This is a genomic window from Pseudomonadota bacterium (assembly GCA_039815145.1).
Classification (GTDB): Bacteria; Pseudomonadota; Gammaproteobacteria; order Steroidobacterales; family JBCBZW01; genus JBCBZW01.
On record JBCBZW010000002.1, the window covers coordinates 117086 to 135030 of the forward strand.

Annotated in this window: 15 protein-coding genes and 1 tRNA gene; all 16 read left to right on the top strand. The window is 65.0% G+C overall.

Annotated features, from left to right (window positions below):
* Nucleotides 1–7 precede the first annotated feature (7 nt).
* Entirely contained in the window at nt 8–2197 is a 2190-nt protein-coding gene (gene nuoG / locus AAF184_01550; GenBank protein MEO0420989.1) for an NADH-quinone oxidoreductase subunit NuoG, read from the top strand.
* Nucleotides 2198–2287: 90 nt separating this feature from the next.
* Nucleotides 2288–3319: an NADH-quinone oxidoreductase subunit NuoH gene (nuoH, locus tag AAF184_01555; GenBank protein ID MEO0420990.1), complete on the top strand. Its 1032-nt coding sequence runs from the start codon at nt 2288–2290 to the stop codon at nt 3317–3319.
* Nucleotides 3320–3356: 37 nt separating this feature from the next.
* Nucleotides 3357–3842, top strand: a complete 486-nt coding sequence (nuoI, locus tag AAF184_01560) for an NADH-quinone oxidoreductase subunit NuoI (protein MEO0420991.1) — start codon at nt 3357–3359, stop codon at nt 3840–3842.
* Nucleotides 3843–3859: 17 nt separating this feature from the next.
* Nucleotides 3860–4462: an NADH-quinone oxidoreductase subunit J gene (locus tag AAF184_01565; GenBank protein MEO0420992.1), complete on the top strand. Its 603-nt coding sequence runs from the start codon at nt 3860–3862 to the stop codon at nt 4460–4462.
* Nucleotides 4459–4764 carry an NADH-quinone oxidoreductase subunit NuoK gene (gene nuoK, locus AAF184_01570; protein ID MEO0420993.1) on the top strand — a complete coding sequence of 102 codons (306 nt, stop codon included), beginning with the start codon at nt 4459–4461 and terminating at the stop codon, nt 4762–4764. The genes AAF184_01565 and nuoK overlap by 4 nt, the downstream gene beginning before the upstream one ends.
* 6 nt (nt 4765–4770) lie before the next feature.
* On the top strand, nt 4771–6717 hold the full coding sequence (gene nuoL, locus AAF184_01575; GenBank protein ID MEO0420994.1) for an NADH-quinone oxidoreductase subunit L: 1947 nt from the start codon (nt 4771–4773) through the stop codon (nt 6715–6717).
* A 6-nt stretch (nt 6718–6723) separates the two neighbouring features.
* Nucleotides 6724–8259 (top strand): NADH-quinone oxidoreductase subunit M, encoded by a 1536-nt coding sequence (locus tag AAF184_01580; GenBank protein MEO0420995.1) that lies wholly within the window; start codon nt 6724–6726, stop codon nt 8257–8259.
* Nucleotides 8256–9704: an NADH-quinone oxidoreductase subunit NuoN gene (gene nuoN / locus AAF184_01585; GenBank protein MEO0420996.1), complete on the top strand. Its 1449-nt coding sequence runs from the start codon at nt 8256–8258 to the stop codon at nt 9702–9704. The genes AAF184_01580 and nuoN overlap by 4 nt, the downstream gene beginning before the upstream one ends.
* 37 nt (nt 9705–9741) lie before the next feature.
* Nucleotides 9742–9818 (top strand) — tRNA-Met (locus tag AAF184_01590).
* A 116-nt stretch (nt 9819–9934) separates the two neighbouring features.
* Complete coding sequence (locus tag AAF184_01595) at nt 9935–10708, top strand: metallophosphoesterase (protein MEO0420997.1); 774 nt, start codon at nt 9935–9937, stop codon at nt 10706–10708.
* On the top strand, nt 10705–11568 hold the full coding sequence (locus tag AAF184_01600; protein MEO0420998.1) for a 4'-phosphopantetheinyl transferase superfamily protein: 864 nt from the start codon (nt 10705–10707) through the stop codon (nt 11566–11568). The genes AAF184_01595 and AAF184_01600 overlap by 4 nt, the downstream gene beginning before the upstream one ends.
* Nucleotides 11569–11862: 294 nt before the next feature.
* The gene (gene rimP, locus AAF184_01605) at nt 11863–12300 is read left to right on the top strand and encodes a ribosome maturation factor RimP (protein ID MEO0420999.1); all 438 of its coding nucleotides are present in this window, start codon (nt 11863–11865) and stop codon (nt 12298–12300) included.
* A gap of 13 nt (nt 12301–12313) precedes the next feature.
* The gene (gene nusA, locus AAF184_01610) at nt 12314–13822 is read left to right on the top strand and encodes a transcription termination factor NusA (protein MEO0421000.1); all 1509 of its coding nucleotides are present in this window, start codon (nt 12314–12316) and stop codon (nt 13820–13822) included.
* Between the two features lie 21 nt (nt 13823–13843).
* Nucleotides 13844–16498: a translation initiation factor IF-2 gene (gene infB, locus AAF184_01615; GenBank protein ID MEO0421001.1), complete on the top strand. Its 2655-nt coding sequence runs from the start codon at nt 13844–13846 to the stop codon at nt 16496–16498.
* 89 nt (nt 16499–16587) lie between these two features.
* Nucleotides 16588–16965: a 30S ribosome-binding factor RbfA gene (gene rbfA, locus AAF184_01620; protein MEO0421002.1), complete on the top strand. Its 378-nt coding sequence runs from the start codon at nt 16588–16590 to the stop codon at nt 16963–16965.
* Between the two features lie 2 nt (nt 16966–16967).
* Nucleotides 16968–17885, top strand: a complete 918-nt coding sequence (gene truB, locus AAF184_01625) for a tRNA pseudouridine(55) synthase TruB (GenBank protein MEO0421003.1) — start codon at nt 16968–16970, stop codon at nt 17883–17885.
* The last annotated feature ends 60 nt before the right edge of the window (nt 17886–17945 follow it).

Below are 17945 nucleotides of genomic sequence, written 5' to 3' on the forward strand. Positions count from 1 at the left end.
GCACGAGATGAGCGACGATCCGAACACCGTACACTTGGAGGTCGATGGGGTCCCCGTCGAGGGACGCAAGGGCCAGATGATCATCGAGGTCACGGACGCCCACGAGACCTACGTCCCTCGCTTCTGCTACCACCACAAGCTCTCGATCGCGGCCAACTGCCGCATGTGCCTGGTGGAGGTGGAGAAGGCGCCTAAACCGCTGCCGGCCTGTGCCACGCCGATCGGCGAGGGCATGAAGATCTGGACCCGCTCCCCGCGCGCCATCGCTGCCCAGAAGGCGACGATGGAGTTCCTGCTGATCAACCATCCCCTCGACTGCCCGATCTGCGATCAGGGCGGTGAGTGCGAGTTGCAGGATCTGGCGATGGGCTTTGGGCGAGGGATCTCGCGCTACACCGAGGCGAAGCGATCGGTGGACGATGAGAACCTGGGGCCCCTGGTCTCCACGGACATGACCCGCTGCATCCACTGCACGCGTTGCGTGCGCTTCGGACAGGAGATCGCCGGCATCCCCACCCTCGGTGCGATGGGGCGCGGCGAGCACATGGAGATCAGCACCTTCGTCGAGAAGACCATCGACCACGAGCTCTCGGCGAACATCATCGACCTGTGCCCGGTCGGTGCCCTGAACAACAAGCCCTTCCGCTACCGTGCACGATCCTGGGAGATGACCCAGCACGCGCTGGTGTCTCCCCACGACTGCTTGGGCAGCAACCTCTGGGGCCACGTGCACCGCGGTGAATTGCTGCGGATGGTGCCGCGCGAGAACGAGGCGATCAACGAGACCTGGATCGCCGACCGCGACCGCTTCAGCTGCGACGCGGTCTACCACGAGGATCGGCTGAAGCAGCCCCGCATTCGCCGCGATGGCGAGTGGGTCGACACGGATTGGAGCACGGCGCTCGAGTTTGCCGCGGAACGCCTGCGCGCCGTCGCGGCCGACGGGGGCGATGCTCTCGGGTCCCTGGCGTCACCGTCGTCGACGCTCGAGGAGCTCTACCTGCTGCAGTCCTTGAGTCGCGCCCTGGGCAGCAACAACATCGATCACCGCCTGCGTCAGGGTGACGTTCGCGACGACGCACTGGGTGTGCATGTGCCGGGCATCGGCATGAGCCTCGACGCGTTGGAGCAGCTCGATGCCGTGCTGGTGGTGGGGAGCAACGTGCGCCGCGAGGTGCCGATCCTCGCTCACCGCCTGCGCAAGTTGGCCCTGGCCGGACGCGCCGTCTCCTTCATCAACCCCGACGAGTACACCTTCACCCATCCGATCGCGGCCTACGTGAACTGTGGCGATGCGGCGGGCCTCGTGCCGGCGATCGCTCGCGCGGTGAGCGCAGCGGCCGCCGCGACCGGTGCCGACGTTCCCGCGGCGCTTGCCAGCGTATGTGACCGGCACGGAACCGCGGACGACGCGGCGAAGCACCTCGCACAGCAGCTGCTGGGCGGCGAGCGGCGGGCGGTGTTGGTCGGCGCCCTGGTTCAGCGCCATGCGGATGGCGCGCTGCTGCGAGCCTTGGCACGGGGCCTGGCGACGCTCACGGGCGCAGAGTACGGCGAGCTGACCGAAGGCGCGAACAGCGCTGGTGCCTACCTGGCCGGGGCGGTCCCTCACGGGCTCGTCGGTGGCGCCGAGGCGCCGACGTCAGGGCAGGGCGCCCAGTCCATGCTGGCGAATCCGCGGGCCGGCTACCTGCTGCTCAACGTTGAGCCTGGCAACGATTGCCTGGACGGGGAGCAGGCCAAGGCCGCGCTCGCCAAGGCGCAGTGCGTCGTGGCCCTGAGCGCTTTCCGCAACGACGAGCTGGACGAGGTTGCTGACGTGATTCTGCCGGTCGGCACCTTCGCGGAAACCGACGGCACCTACGTCAACGCCAGTGGCGATTGGCAGTCGGTGGCCGCGGCGGCGCGCTGCTTTGGGGAGTCTCGCCCGGCCTGGAAGGTGCTGCGCGTGCTCGGCACGCTGCTCGACTTTGAGGGCTTCGACTACACCAAGTGCTCCCAGGTAACGGAGCAGGTACGCACGGCAGTCGAGTCGCGAAGTAAATCCGCTGTAGAATCCGCGGCGCTCGGCGAGTTCGTCGTGCGCGGAGGCGGCAGCAGCGAATGGCCGATGTACACCATCGATCCGCTGGTTCGCCGCGCGACGCCCTTGCAGTCGACCGCCGAGGGAGGCCAGAAGGCCCCCGTCGCGATCTGAGTTCGCGGCGCCGTTGGCCGGCATGCGCGCGCTGAGTCGCCGCGTGCTCCCGCGTGCGCACCACAGTTAACGAGAACGTAAAGAGCTACGATGCCGCTACCGCCCGCACTACTCGACGTCGTCCTGATCTTGGTGAAGATCGGCGTCATCCTCGTGCCGCTCATCCTGTCGGTGGCCTACCTGACCTACGCCGAGCGCAAGGTCATTGGCCACATGCAGTCGCGACTGGGGCCGACGCGGGTGGGGTTCCGTGGCTTGCTTCAGCCCTTCGCGGATGTGTTCAAGCTGCTGCTGAAGGAAATCGTCGTTCCTTCTAACGCCAACCGCTTTCTCTTCGTCTCCGCGCCAATCCTGTCCCTTACTCCGGCCTTCGCGGCCTGGGCGGTGATGCCCCTCGCACCGGGCTTCACCCTCGCCGATGTGGATGCGGGGTTGCTCTACGTGCTCGCGCTGACGTCCCTCGGCGTGTACGGCGTGATCCTGGCCGGCTGGGCCGCCAACTCGAAGTACGCGTTCCTCGGCGCTATGCGCTCGGCCGCGCAGATCGTGGCCTACGAGATCGCCATGGGGTTCGCACTGGTGGGCGTGCTGATGGTCGGCGGCAGCCTCAATCTGGGCGAGATCGTGCAGGCCCAGTCGGGCAGCATCTTCCACTGGTTCTGGCTGCCGTTGCTGCCGCTGTTCGTGATCTATTTCATCTCGGGCGTGGCGGAGACCAACCGGGCGCCGTTCGATGTGGCGGAAGGCGAGTCGGAGATCGTGGCAGGCTTTCACGTCGAGTACTCGGGCATGGCCTTCGCCATTTTCTTCCTCGCCGAGTACGCGAACATGATCCTGATCTCGGCCCTGGCCGCAGCCATGTTCCTTGGTGGCTGGCTCTCGCCCTTCGAGGGGGTGCCGGTGGTGGGTGATTCGCTGATCGGCGCCCCCGGCGTCCACTGGATGGCCCTGAAGACTGCCGTATTCCTGTTTTTGTTCCTGTGGTTCCGCGCCACTTTTCCCCGCTATCGCTACGACCAGATCATGCGCTTGGGGTGGAAGGTGTTCATTCCCGTCACCATCGTGTGGTTGACCGTCGAGGGTATCGCCGTGTACTTCGACGTGCCGCCCTGGTTCGACTGATGCGCGCTGACCTCACCACTTTGCGAGGAGATCGCTGATGGGCCTGGGCACCGTCACCAAGACCTTCTTCCTGACCGAACTGCTCAAGGGCATGTCGGTCACCTTCCGGCAGTTCACGAGCAAGGGCGTGACGTTGCATTACCCGGAGGAGAAGACGCCACAGTCACCGCGCTTTCGTGGCCTGCACGCCCAGCGCCGCTACCCCAACGGGGAGGAGCGGTGCATCGCCTGCAAGCTCTGCGAGGCGGTGTGCCCGGCGCTTGCGATCACTATCGAGTCAGACATGCGCGACGACGGCACCCGCCGCACCACGCGCTACGACATCGACCTGTTCAAGTGCATCTACTGCGGCTTCTGCGAGGAGGCCTGTCCGGTCGATGCCATCGTCGAGACGCGCATCCACGAGTACCACATGGAAGCGCGCGGCGAGAACATCATGACCAAGGACAAGCTGCTCGCCGTGGGTGATCGCTACGAGGACATGATCAACGCCGACAAGGCCGCCGACGCGGCCTACCGCTAGGCGAACGAGGACCTTACGTGTTCCAAACCATCCTCTTTTACCTGTTCGCTGCCGGCGTCCTGGCCTCGGCCATTGGCGTGATCAGCTCGCGCAACCCGGTGCACTCCGCGTTGCTGCTGGTGCTCACGTTCGTGCAGTCCTCGGTATTGTGGCTGCTGGCCGATGCAGAGTTCCTCGCCATCGTGCTCGTGCTGGTCTACGTCGGCGCGGTCATGGTGCTGTTCCTGTTCGTGGTGATGATGCTCGACGTCAACGTCGAGAAAGTGCGCAAGGACGCGGTGCGCTACGGCCCGATCGGCATCCTCACGGGCCTGATCGTGGTGGTGGAACTCGGCTACGTGATCTGGGCCAATCGCACGGGCAGCCTTGGTGAATTCGCCGCCGCGCCGCGCGAGTCGGGCACCAGCAACACGCAGGAGCTCGGCGCCGTGCTCTACACGGAGCACTTCTATCCCTTCGAGATCGCGGCCGTGATTCTGCTGGTGGCGATCATCGCGGCGATCGTCCTCACCATGCGCAAGCGCCCGGGCCTGAAGCAGCAGGACATCGTCAAGCAGGTCTCGGCCCGCCGCGAGGATCGCGTACGACTGGTGAGCATGCCGGCGGAGCCCAAACAATGAACATGCTGCCCGAATACCTGGTGCTGGGAGCGCTCCTGTTCAGCCTCGCCGTCGCCGGCATCTTCCTCAATCGCCGCAACGTGATCCTGCTCCTGATGTGCGTGGAGCTGCTGCTGCTCGCGGTGAACTACAACTTCGTGGCCTTCTCGCGCTACCTCGGCGATGAGCAGGGGCAGGTCTTCGTGTTCTTCATTCTCACGGTGGCAGCGGCGGAAGCGGCGATCGGGCTGGCGATCCTGGTGGTGCTGTTCCGCACCCGCAAGTCGATCAATGTCAGCGAACTGACGACGATGAAAGGCTAGGCCAGCATGCAGGGAACTTACCTCACGATCGCCTTGGCACCGCTTGTCGGTGCGCTGATCGCCGGTCTTGGCGGCAAGCAGATCGGGCGTCAGGGTGCACACCTGGTGACCATCGCTGGCGTGGCGATCTCCTTCGTGCTGTCGCTAGTGGTGCTGCGCCAGGCCCTCGACGGCGTGGTTTTCAACGGCCCCGTCTACACCTGGATGGCCAGTGACGGCATCCGCTTCGACGTCGGCTTCCTGATCGACCGCCTGACGGCCACCATGATGTGCGTGGTGACCTTCGTCTCGCTAATGGTGCACGTATACACGATCGGCTACATGAAGGAGGACCCGGGCTACCAGCGCTTCTTCAGCTACATCAGCTTGTTCACCTTCGCCATGCTGATGCTGGTGATGGCGAACAACTTCATGCAGCTGTTCTTCGGCTGGGAAGCGGTGGGCGTCGCGTCCTATCTGTTGATCGGATTCTGGTTCAAGAAGCCGACCGCCATCCACGCCAACCTGAAGGCGTTCCTGGTCAACCGCGTGGGGGACTTCGGCTTCCTGCTCGGTATCGCGGCCGTGGTGCACGTGTTCGGCAGCGTGGATTACGCCACCGTGTTCGAGGCAGCGCCCGGCGCCAAGGATCTGCACTTTGGCGGCGATGGCGGACCCTTGGCGATGACCGTGATCTGCCTGCTGCTGTTCGTCGGCGCCATGGGTAAGTCCGCCCAGGTGCCTTTGCACGTGTGGCTGCCCGATTCCATGGAAGGCCCGACACCGATCTCCGCCCTGATCCACGCGGCCACTATGGTGACGGCCGGCATCTTCATGGTGGCGCGCATGTCGCCGCTCTTCGAGCTGTCCACCACCGCGCTCAACACGGTGCTCGTGATCGGTGCGACGACTGCCTTCTTCATGGGGCTGCTCGGGGTGGTGCAGAACGACATCAAGCGCGTGGTGGCGTACTCGACCCTGTCCCAGCTCGGCTACATGGTGGTGGCCTTGGGCGTGTCGGCCTACGCGGCGGGCGTGTTCCACCTGGTGACCCACGCATTCTTCAAGGCGCTGCTCTTCCTTGCCGCCGGCTCGGTCATCATCGCCATGCATCACAAGCAGGACATGCGCGAGATGGGCGGCCTGCGCAAGTACATGCCGATCACCTATTGGACGTCCTTGCTGGGCTCCCTGGCCTTGATCGGGGCACCGTTCTTCTCAGGCTTCTACTCGAAAGACGTGATCATCGAGGCGGTACACGCCTCCGAGCTGCCTGGGGCTGGCTACGCGTACTGGGCCGTGTTGCTAGGGGTGTTCTTCACCGCGCTCTACACCTTCCGCATGTTCTTCATGGTGTTCCACGGTGAGGAGCGCATGGACGCGGAGACGAAATCGCATCTGCACGAGTCGCCGTGGGTGGTGACCGTGCCGCTAGTGCTGTTGGCGATCCCGTCGGTCGTGTTGGGGGGCATCGCGATCGAGCCCTTCCTGTTCGACCACTTCTTCGATGGCGTCATCACGGTGGATCACCACCACGATGTGCTGCATCACGTGGGCGATCACTTCAAGGGCGCCGTGCCCTTCGCCCTGGCCGCCGTTAAGCACCCGCCGCTGTATCTGACGATCGCGGGGGTGGGCCTGGCCTGGTACCTGTTCCTGCACAAGCCGCAGTTGGCGACGGCCCTCGCCCAGCGCCTGTCGCCGGTGAACTCGCTGCTGGTCAACAAGTATCACTTCGACACCGTGTACGAGCGTGGCCTCGCCGCGGGTACGCGCCTGTTGAGCCGCGGACTTTGGAAGGTGGGCGATGTGAGCGTGATCGATGGCGCCATCGTGAACGGCACGGCGAACACGGTGGGCTGGTTCTCGGGGGTCGCGCGGCGTATGCAGAGCGGCTATCTGTACCACTACGCGTTCGCCATGATCATCGGCCTCGCCGCCATGCTCGGTTGGCTGCTGACGGAAGGGAATTGACCAGCGATGTTTGCGGACCTACCGCTACTCAGTCTTCTCATCTGGCTGCCGATGATCGGCGGCGTGCTGGCGATCGCCACAGGCGAGAACAACAACGCGCTGGCGCGTAAGATCGGCTTGGGCGTGTCGATTCTCACCTTCGTCGCCAGCATCCCGCTCTGGACCGGCTTCGACAGCACCACGGCGGCAATGCAGTTCGAAGAGCAGCTGCCGTGGATTCCGCTGCTCAACGCCACCTACCACCTCGGCGTCGACGGCATCTCGATGCCCTTGATCATCCTGACCACCTTCACGACGGTGCTGGTGGTGATCGCTGGGTGGGAGGTGATTCAGCATCGCGTCGGTCAGTACATCGGTTCGTTCCTGATCCTCGAAGGGGTGATGGTCGGGGTCTTCGCGGCCATCGACGGCCTCCTGTTCTACGTGTTCTGGGAGGCCATGCTGATCCCGATGTTCTTGATCATCGGGGTGTGGGGCGGCCCGCGTCGGATCTACGCGACGATCAAGTTCTTCCTCTACACGTTCCTCGGCTCGGTGTTGATGCTGGTGGCGGTGATCTACCTCTACCTGAAGAGCGGCAGCTACGAGTTGGCGGATTTCTACGCCACGCCCTTGGGTGTCAACGAGCAACGCTTCATCTTCCTCGCCTTCCTGGCGGCCTTCGCCGTGAAGGTGCCGATGTGGCCCGTGCATACGTGGCTACCGGATGCGCACGTGGAGGCACCGACCGGCGGATCGGTGATCCTGGCGGCCCTGATGCTGAAGGTCGGGGGCTACGGCTTCCTGCGGTTCAGCTTGCCGGTGACGCCGGACGCGGCCAACGAACTCGACATGCTGCTGATCGCCCTGTCCCTGGTGGCGGTGGTGTACATCGGCTTCGTCGCGCTGGCGCAGCAGGATATGAAGAAGCTGATCGCCTACTCATCGATCGCCCACATGGGCTTCGTCACCCTCGGGTTCTTCATCCCCTTCGCGGTGCTGCGCTCGACGGGCGCGTTGCAGGGCGCGGCGCTGGGCATCGAGGGCGGCATGGTGCAGATGGTGTCCCACGGCCTGATCTCGGGGGCGTTGTTCCTCTGCGTGGGCGTACTCTATGACCGTGTCCACAGCCGCGAGATCAGCGCCTACGGTGGCGTGGCCAACACCATGCCGAAGTTTGCGGCGCTGATGGTGCTCTTCGCCCTGGCCAACGCAGGGCTGCCAGGAACGTCAGGCTTCGTCGGCGAGTTCATGGTGGTGCTAGGCACCTACAAGGCGAACGTCTGGTTTGCCGTGCTCGCAGCGACGACGCTCATTCTCGGCGCCGCCTACACCCTGTGGTTGGTGAAGCGCGTGGTGTTCGGGGAAGTGGCCAACGACAACGTGGCGCAGTTGCAGGACGTCAACCGGCGTGAGTTCGCCATGCTCTTGGTGTTGGCGCTGGCCGTGTTGGCGCTCGGCGTCTGGCCCGATCCCTTGGTCGACGTGATGCATGTCAGTGTGGACAACCTGCTCGAGCAGGCGACCACGAGCAAGTTGGAAACTCTGGAGGCGGGGCTGTGATCGAAGGTTGGGCTGGCCTGGCGCCCGCGATCGGCGAGATCGCATTGCTCACGTTGGCATGCACGGTGCTCCTGTTCGACGCCTTCGCGGGCGAGAGCGGCCGTCGGCTGACGGCGCCGCTCAGCATCGGCGCGCTGTTGGTGCTGCTCGTGCTACTGATCCAGACCTGGCCGCAGGAGTCGCTGGTCACCCTGAGCGGACACTTCGTGGCCGATCCACTGGCGAGTCTCCTGAAGATTGTGGCCACGGTGACGGCGGCGATCGTCTTCGTCTACTCGCGACGCTACGTGGCGGACCGCGGGATCGAGAAGGGCGAGTACTGGATTCTGTCCCTGTTCGGGCTGCTCGGCATCTTCGTGCTGTCATCGGCCTACAGCTTCCTAACGCTTTACCTAGGCTTGGAGCTACTGTCCTTGTCGCTCTACGCCCTGGTCGCCTTCGATCGTAAGTCCGCGGTATCGGCCGAGTCGGCTATGAAGTACTTCGTGCTCGGTGCGATCGCCTCCGGGGCTTTGCTGTACGGCTTTTCGTTGGTCTACGGAGTCACCGGCGCACTGTCGCTGGGCGAGGTGGCCGCCGCGTCGGCTGATCTGGACCAAGGTGCTTCCCTGGTGCTGGTCGTGGGTATCGCGTTCATGGTGGTCGGCGTCGCCTTCAAGTTGGGCGGCGTGCCGTTCCACATGTGGTTGCCCGACGTCTACCACGGGGCTCCCACCTCCGTGACCATGTACGTGGCGACGGTCTCCAAGATCGGCGCCCTCGCGTTGGCCCTGCGCCTGTTGCAGGATGGGCTCGCCGGGCACCATGCCGACTGGCAAGGCATGTTGGTGGTCGTGACGATGCTGTCGCTTGCCGTGGGTAACATCGTGGCGATCGCCCAGACCAACGTGAAGCGCCTGCTGGCTTACTCGGCGATCTCGCACGTTGGGTTCATCCTCCTCGGCCTCTCCAACGGCACGCCGATGGGCAACGCGGCGGCCCTGCTGTACACCATCGTGTACGTGCTGATGGCGGCCGGGGCCTTCGGCGTGATCATCCTGCTCACGCGGGCCGGCTTCGAGGCGGATGAGCTGACCGACCTTGCTGGGCTGAACGAGCGCAGCCGCTGGTTCGCCGGCATCATGCTGGTGATGATGTTCAGCATGGCGGGGCTACCGCCGTTCTTGGGCTTCCACGCCAAGGTTGCCATCATCCAGTCGACGCTCGATGCCGGCCAAACCTGGCTTGCGGTCTTTGCGATCCTGATGTCCGTGATCGGCGCCTTCTACTACATCCGCGTGATCAAGCTGATGTACTTCGACAGCAGCGAGCAGGAGCAGACGCTCATGCAGGACGCCACCGCGCGAGTCGTGCTCAGCGCGAACGGACTTGCGGTGCTGCTCCTGGGGTTCTTCCCGGCGCCGCTACTGGCGTTGTGTGTGGCGGTCATCGCGGGTGCGGCTTGAAGCCCCGGTAAGGGGCGGCTATACTTGTCGGCTCTGGTGCGGGGTGGAGCAGTCTGGCAGCTCGTCGGGCTCATAACCCGAAGGTCGCAGGTTCAAATCCTGCCCCCGCTACCAACTTCCGGCTGCTGCTCCACGTCACGGACCGGTGACACTCCAAACGCCCCGTCAGCGTTCCTCGCATCTCGAGGCTCCCTCGTCTTCAAAGCCGCCAACCCTCTCGCGCCACTGACGTGAGGGTCTTCGCCATCTCCGATGTGCACGTGGACTACCCCGGCAACGCCGAGTGGGTCGATGGCCTATCTACGTTGGACTACGTCGATGACCTGCTGATCCTCGCGGGCGACGTGAGCGATGTCCCCGCACGACTGGGTGAGACGTTCGCCGCCGTTACCCGGCGCTTCCGGGCGGTGCATTACGTGCCTGGCAATCACGATCTGTGGGTACGTCGCTGCGGTCATCGCAATTCTCTGGAGAAGTTCGAGAGCGTGTTGCGGATCGCCCGGGAGCACGGTGTGCACCACACGCCATGCCAGTATCCCGGGCTGGTGGTCGTGCCCCTGTTCGGTTGGTACGACGATAGCTTCGGTGCGCCGTCCACCATCTTGAAGCGCCAGTGGATGGACTTCCGCGCGTGCCGCTGGGAGGGACGGAGCGACGCCGAGGTGACGACGCACTTTTTGGATCTGAACCAAACGGCAGTGCAGGCCATGGTGGCCGTGCAGGGTGCGCCGACCGTGGTGAGCTTCTCCCACTTCCTTCCCCGCATCGACGTCATGCCGTCCTACATCCCCGAGCGCTTTCGTATGCTCTACCCCGTGCTCGGCAGCGATCGTCTGGACCAGCAGGTGCGGGCGCTCGGCTCGAGCGTGCATGTGTATGGTCACAGCCACGTGAACCGAGACATTTATCTCGACGGCCGCCGCTACATCAACAACGCACTCGGTGGGCCGTCGGAGACGCGCATCTGTGCGCGGGAGCTGCTCTGCGTGTACGAAGCGCCATGAGCCGGCGCCCGACGCCAGACGGCCCCATCGCGCCGCCGAGCTCCGGGGAGGTGCACCTGTGGCTCGCCCAAGCCGACCCTTCACGGCCAGGCCCGCACGGTGCAGGACGATACGCGGGCTGGCTGAGCGGTGACGAACGCGAGCGCTGGCTGAGGTTTCGCTTTGCGCACGATCGCGAGCGCTATCTGCTGGCACGGGGGCTGCTGCGAAGTGTTCTTTCCCGCTACGTACCTGAGCGCCACGAAAGCGCCTGGCGCTTCCAACTGAACGACCATGGCCGGCCATTCATCGTCGACGAGCAGCAGCCGCAGGGTGGGGCGCCGCTGTACTTCAATCTCTCCCACACTCGGGGGTTGGTAGTACTCGCCGTCGCCTGCTCCCAAGAGGTCGGGGTGGACGTCGAGCCCCTGGAACGCGACGGCCCCCACCTGAAGATGGCCGATCGGTTCTTCGCGCCCTCGGAGGCTGATGCCCTGCGCGCGCTGGGGGGGGCGCCGGCCCATCGCGATCGCTTCATTGAGCTGTGGACGCTAAAAGAGTCGTACATCAAGGCGCGAGGGATGGGGCTTGCTCTGCCCTTGGACAGCTTCGCCTTCGAGCTCGATACGCCTGGCCGGATCGACTTCCAGACCTGGTCGGCGGCTGGCGATGAACCGATGGGCTGGCGCTTTGCACTCCTCGAGCATGGTGCTACCCATCGGGTAGCGTTGGCCTTGCGGGATCAGAAGGCGGCGCCCACCGAGCTCACGGTGCGCCACGGCAAATTCCCGGCCGGGGCCCCAGCCTTGCCGACGGCGAGCGACCGCCTGTCGCCGACGCGGTGCTCGCCGATTCGACTGAGCCTCCTGGCCCTGGCCTAGAGGCATTCCAGGCCGTCGGCACCGGCCTAATCAACAAGGCCAAAAAACTCCCTTGCCGATTTGTGCTTTTCTGGGGTCGCCGCTATCATACGCGGCTGTCGGAGGAGCGCTGACTTCCTCCCATCGGCCCGTACGTGCAGCTGGCTGGTAGGCGTACCCCTAGAAAACGGGTGTGTACGCAGGACTCTTTTTGGAAAGAAGGGCCCCTCAGGGGCCCTTTTTGTTTTTTCTACGGGCGCCGTGAGCGCGCTCCCGGCCGCTGGGTGAACGCGGCGGAGACGAATGCGAGACCGATTGTTACAACTTCTGGAACCCGCTGTCGAGAGCATCGGCTTCGAGCTGCTCGACGTCGAGTACACCCAGGTCGGGTCTCGTAACACGCTGCGCCTCTATATCGACAAGCCCGACGGGATCACCGTCGATGACTGCGGGGACGTGAGCCGCCACGTGAGCGCCACCCTGGATGTCGAAGATCCGATCACCGAGGCGTACGACCTCGAAGTGTCCTCGCCGGGTGAGAAGCGCCCGCTGCGCACGCTCTCGCATTTTCAGCGTGCCATCGGCGAGCGCGTGCGGGTAGAGCTCGGGATTGGGCTCGAGGGTCGCCGTCGATTTACCGGAATTGTCGAGGGCGCTGATGGGGAGACCATCGCGCTCGATGTAGACCACGAAACTTTCCGCCTGCCACTGGCGGATGTCGAACGCGCCCACGTAGCGCCCAGGACGAAGTGAGATCTCGCCCATGCTGAACAAAGAAATCCTGCTGGTCGTCGATGCCGTCTCGAACGAGAAGGGTGTCGATCGGGAGATTATCTTCGAGGCGATAGAAGCGGCGCTGGCCTCGGCCACGCGCAAGCTCCACGGTGAGGATATCGATGTGCGTGTCGCCATCGATCGCAAGTCCGGTGACTACGACACCTTCCGCCGCTGGAAGGTGTTCGCCGACGAATCCGACGAACTCGAGTTCCCGGAGCGCGAGCTGCGCCTGGATGACGCCCGCGACTACGACGCCGACATCGAACCCGGTGGCTATGTCGAGGAGCCGATCGAATCCGTTGAGTTCGGTCGTATCGCTGCCCAGACCGCCAAGCAGGTGATCGTGCAGCGCGTGCGTGAAGCCGAGCGCGCCCAGGTGGTCGAAGAGTACCAGGATCGCGTCGGCGAGCTGATCAGCGGCACGGTGAAGCGCGTCGACCGCACCGGTGTGTACGTGGATCTCGGGGGTAACGCCGAGGCGTTCATCCCGCGCGAATTCATGATTCCGCGCGAGCCGATTCGCTCCCAGGACCGGGTGAAGGGCTTTCTTCGCGAGGTACGCTCTGAGCCCCGCGGACCTCAGCTTTTCCTCACCCGCACGGCGCCGGAGTTCCTGATCGAACTGTTCAAGGTCGAAGTACCCGAAGTGGGGCAGGGCCTGATCGATATCGTCGCCGCGGCGCGAGACCCCGGGCTTCGCGCGAAGATCGCCGTGCGTAGCCATGATCCTCGCATCGATCCTGTCGGTGCCTGCGTTGGCATGCGTGGTTCTCGCGTGCAGGCAGTCTCCAACGAGCTGGCTGGCGAGCGCGTGGACATCATCCTCCACGATGAGAATCCGGCCCAGTTCGTGGTCAACGCCATGTCGCCCGCAGATGTGCTGTCCATTGTCGTTGATGAAGACAACCACAGCATGGACGTGGCCGTTGAGGAGGAGAAGCTCTCCCAGGCGATCGGTCGTGGCGGTCAGAACATCCGCCTCGCGAGTGAGCTTTCCGGTTGGGAGCTCAACGTGATGACGGCCGAAGCCGCCGAGCAGAAGTCTGAGGACGAGGCGCGCGGCCACGCGGAGATGTTCGCCAAGTCCCTGGACGTGGACGACGAGGTGGCCACGATCCTGGTTCAGGAGGGCTTCTCGAGCATCGAAGAGGTCGCCTACGTGCCCACCTCGGAGCTGCTCAGCATCGACGAGTTTGACGAAGCGGTTGTGGATGAGCTGCGCAACCGCGCACGCGATGTGCTGCTCACGCAGGCCATCGCACGCGAAGAGGTGATCGAATCACGCCAGCCCGAGCAGGACTTGCTCGATCTGGATGGGATGACCCCTGAACTTGCTACTCGACTCGCTGCACGCGGCATCGTGAGCCGAGAGGACCTGGCCGAGCAGGCCACTGATGATCTCGAGGACGTGCCCGATCTGGAGGCCGACCAGGCCGCCGAACTGATCATGAAGGCACGTGCTCACTGGTTCGAGTCCGAAGAGACCAACCAGGCATAAAGCCGAAGCGCTGGAGTTGCAATGGCGGAAGTAACCGTTAGTCAGTTTGCCGAGACACTGAAGACACCTGTTGACCGGTTGTTGTCACAGCTGCATGAGGCAGGTGTGGAGGTGGACTCTGAGTCGGCGACGATCAACGACGAGGATAAGCAGCTGCTGCTCAATCACCTGCAGCGGAAGCATGGTGACGCCAATCCTTTGGCGGCGCCCAAGAAGATCACGGTGAACCGCAAGGAGCGCCAGACCCTGCGTGTCGCTGGCAGTGGCCAGGGCGGGCGGGCGCGCACCGTGCAGGTGGAGACGAAGAAGCGTCGCACCTACGTGAACAAGGGCGTGCTGAAGGCCGCCGAGGAAGAGAAGCTCGAGAAGGAGCGCCAGGTCGAAGAGGCCCGTCGCCAGGCGGAGGAGGCTGAGGCCCAGCGTCAGGCGGACGCGGCCGAGGCCGAGCGCCAGGCGGAGGAGGAAGCTCGCCGCCAGGCCGAAGCGGCCGCGGAGGCCGAAGCCCGTAAGCAGGAGGAGGAAGCAGCCCTCCGCCGCGAGCAGGAAGAGAAGCGCGAACTCGAGAAGGAACAACGCCTCGAGCAGGAGCGCCGCGAGCAGGAAGAGAAGCGCCAGCGCGAAGAAGGCCGTCAGCGCCCGGCGGCTGCCGAAGCGCCTCGCCCGGCGCCCACGCCACGCCCGGCGCCCACGCCACGCCCAGCAGGCGCAGGCGCAGGCGCAGGCCAGTCGGCAGGGGCTGGCCGCGGCCGCGGCAAGGACTCTGGTGGCCGCGGTGGACAGCGCGGTGGCAAGCGCGAAGAGCTCCACGTGGCCTCCGGTAAGGGGGGGCGGCGCAAGGGGCGCGACAAGGGTCGCCGTCGGGGTGCCGTGACCGTCACCACGTCGCACGGCTTTGAGAAGCCGACGGCTCCCGTGGTGCGCGAGGTGGAGATCCCCGAGACCATCGCGGTGGGCGAACTCGCTCAGCGCATGGCCGTGAAGGCGCCGGAAGTCATCAAGCAGCTGATGGGCATGGGCGTGATGGCCACCATCAACCAGTCCCTCGATCAGGACACCGCCACGCTGGTGGTGGAAGAGATGGGGCATACCGCCAAGCCGCTCAAGGAAGAGGCGCTTGAGGAGACCATCTTCGAACAAGTGCAGGCGCAGGGTGGCGAAACCCAGAACCGGCCGCCGGTCGTCACCATCATGGGCCACGTCGACCACGGCAAGACCTCGCTGCTCGACTACATCCGCCGCACGCGGGTGACCGCCGGCGAGGCCGGTGGCATCACCCAGCACATCGGTGCTTATCACGTAGAGACCCCTCGTGGGGTAATTACGTTCCTGGATACCCCGGGCCACGCCGCGTTTACCGCGATGCGTGCGCGCGGCGCGCAGGTGACCGATATCGTGGTGCTGGTGGTCGCGGCGGACGACGGTGTCATGCCGCAGACCGCGGAGGCGATCCAGCACGCCCGCGCCGCTGGCGTGCCGCTGCTGGTCGCAGTGAACAAGACCGATAAGCCCGATGCGGATCCCGATCGCGTGCGTCAGGAGCTGACCAAGCACGAGGTGATCCCGGAGGAGTGGGGAGGCGAGACGATCTTCGTGAACGTCTCGGCGAAGACCGGTGACGGCATCGAGGACCTGCTCGAGTCCCTGACCTTGCAGGCGGAGGTGATGGAGCTGAGCGCCGTCGCCGAAGGCTCGGCGAGCGGTGTGGTGCTCGAATCGAGTCTGGAGAAGGGGCGCGGTGCGGTGGCGACGCTGCTCGTCTCCCGCGGCACTCTGCGCGCTGGCGATGCCTTGCTGGCAGGAGAGGAGTACGGCCGCGTGCGCGCCATGTTCGACGAGCGAGGCAAGCCCCTGAAGCAGGCTGGCCCCTCCTACCCCGTGGTGGTGCTAGGCCTCTCCGGTACGCCTAACGCTGGCGATGACTTCGTGACCCTGGAAGATGACCGCAAGGCACGCGAACTGGCAGAGCTGCGTCGCTCCAAGGCGCGTGATGCGAAGTTGGCAAGCAAGCAGGCGAGCGCACGCGAGGCACTCATCGCGAGCATCGGCGCCGACGGCGACGAAGCGAAGATCCTCAATATCCTCGTGAAGGCCGACGTGCAGGGCAGTAGCGAAGCACTGCACGACGCCCTGACCAAGCTGTCGACCGAGAAGGTGCAGGTCAAGGTCGTCTCCCACGGCGTGGGTGGTATCAACGAGGGCGACGTCAACCTTGCGGTGACCTCGCAGGCGATCATGATCGGCTTCAACGTGCGTGCCGACAGCGCGGCGCGTACCGCAGTGAAGGAGCACGGGGTGGAGCTGCAGTACCACAGCGTGATCTACGAGGCGATCGACGAGATCAAGCGCGCCATGAGCGGCGTGCTGGAGCCTGAGATCGTGGAGGAGCAGATCGGTCTGGCCGAGGTGCGCCAGGTGTTCCGCTCGCCGAAGTTCGGCGACATCGCCGGTTGCATGATCATCGAAGGCGTTGTGAAGAGAAATCTGCCGATCCGCGTGCTGCGCGACAACGTGGTGATCTACGAGGGCGAGCTCGAGTCGCTGCGCCGCTTCAAGGACGATGTGCCGGAGGTGCGTGCGGGTACCGAATGCGGTATCGGCGTGCGTAACTACAACAACGTCCGCGAAGGCGATCAGATCGAGTGCTACGAGCGACGTGAGGTGGCGGCGACCATATGAGCGGCGTGATGCTGCCCCTGGTGCCGGCCCTGCAGCAGCTTCGCCGGGGCGCGCTCGACGTAGGTCGCTGCCGGTAGCGGTGGCGTGTGATGGCGAGGGATTTCCAACGCAGCCAACGGGTCTCTCAGCAGGTGCTTCGCGAACTCGCGCAGCTGCTGCGCGAAGACGTCCGTGACCCCCGAGTGGGGTTTGTCACGCTGACGGATGTGGAGGTCAGTCGCGACCTCAGCCACGCACGGGTGTTCTTCAGCCTGCTCGATCCGTCAGCAGACCGCGAGGACACGACGCTTGCGTTGCGAAGTGCCAGCGGCTATCTGCGCAGTCGCCTCGGCGAGCGCATCACGGCGCGAACGGTGCCGCAGCTCGATTTCGTCTACGACCCCACTAGCGAGCAGGCCGCGCGGATGGACGACATCTTTCGCTCCCTGAAGGGCGACGGTGACAAGGCACCGCCTGAGGACGGCTAGCGATGGGGCAACGGCGGCGACAGAAGGGGCGGGCCATCGATGGGGTGGTCTTGCTGGATAAGCCGGTGGGCGACACGTCCAACCGAGCCCTGCAGAAGGTCAAGCGCCTCTACCAGGCGCGCAAGGCAGGACACACTGGGAGTCTCGATCCCCTGGCGAGTGGCATGTTGCCGATTTGCCTGGGCCAGGCCACGAAGGTGTCGGCCTTCCTGCTGGATGCAGATAAGCGGTACCGCGTGCGTGCTCAGCTTGGGGTGCGTACGGACACGGCGGATGCCGACGGCGAGGTGATCGAGCAGCGGCCGGTGCCGGCGCTGCACGAGGCAGACTTGCGTCGGGTACTCGACGGGTTCTTGGGCGCCTCCCAACAGCTGCCGCCGATGTACTCGGCGGTGAAGCACGAGGGGCGACGCCTCTACGAGTTGGCGCGCCAGGGGGTGGAGGTCGAGCGCAAGCCTCGAGACATCCATCTGCACGAACTCACTCTGCTCGCCCTGGCGGACGAGACCATCGAGTTGGAGGTGCACTGCTCGAAGGGCACCTACGTGCGGACCTTGGTTGAGGACGTGGCGGCGGCGCTTGGCACGTGTGCCCACGTGATCGCGCTGCGCCGCCTGCAGGTCGGGCCTTACCTCGGCGATGGGCCGCTGCTCACGCTAGAGGCTCTGGAGGGGCTGATGGCGGAGGGCGGGTTGGAGGCGCTCGACGAGCAGCTGCTGCCCGTCGACAGCGCCATTTCGCACTGGCCTTCCGTGCGCTTGGCGGCGGATTCGGCCTTCTACCTGCGAAATGGACAGGCGGTGCAGGTGCCGCGGGCCCCGACTCGTGGCTTGGTACGGCTCTATGGCGAGGACGCACGTTTCCTCGGCATGGGGCGGATTACGGAAGACGGGCGCGTAGCGCCCAAACGGTTGTTTTGAGACGGGCCTCGCGGGCGTCTCCAGCCGACAGGAGTCAGGGGTTGGGAGCCTCGGAAACGA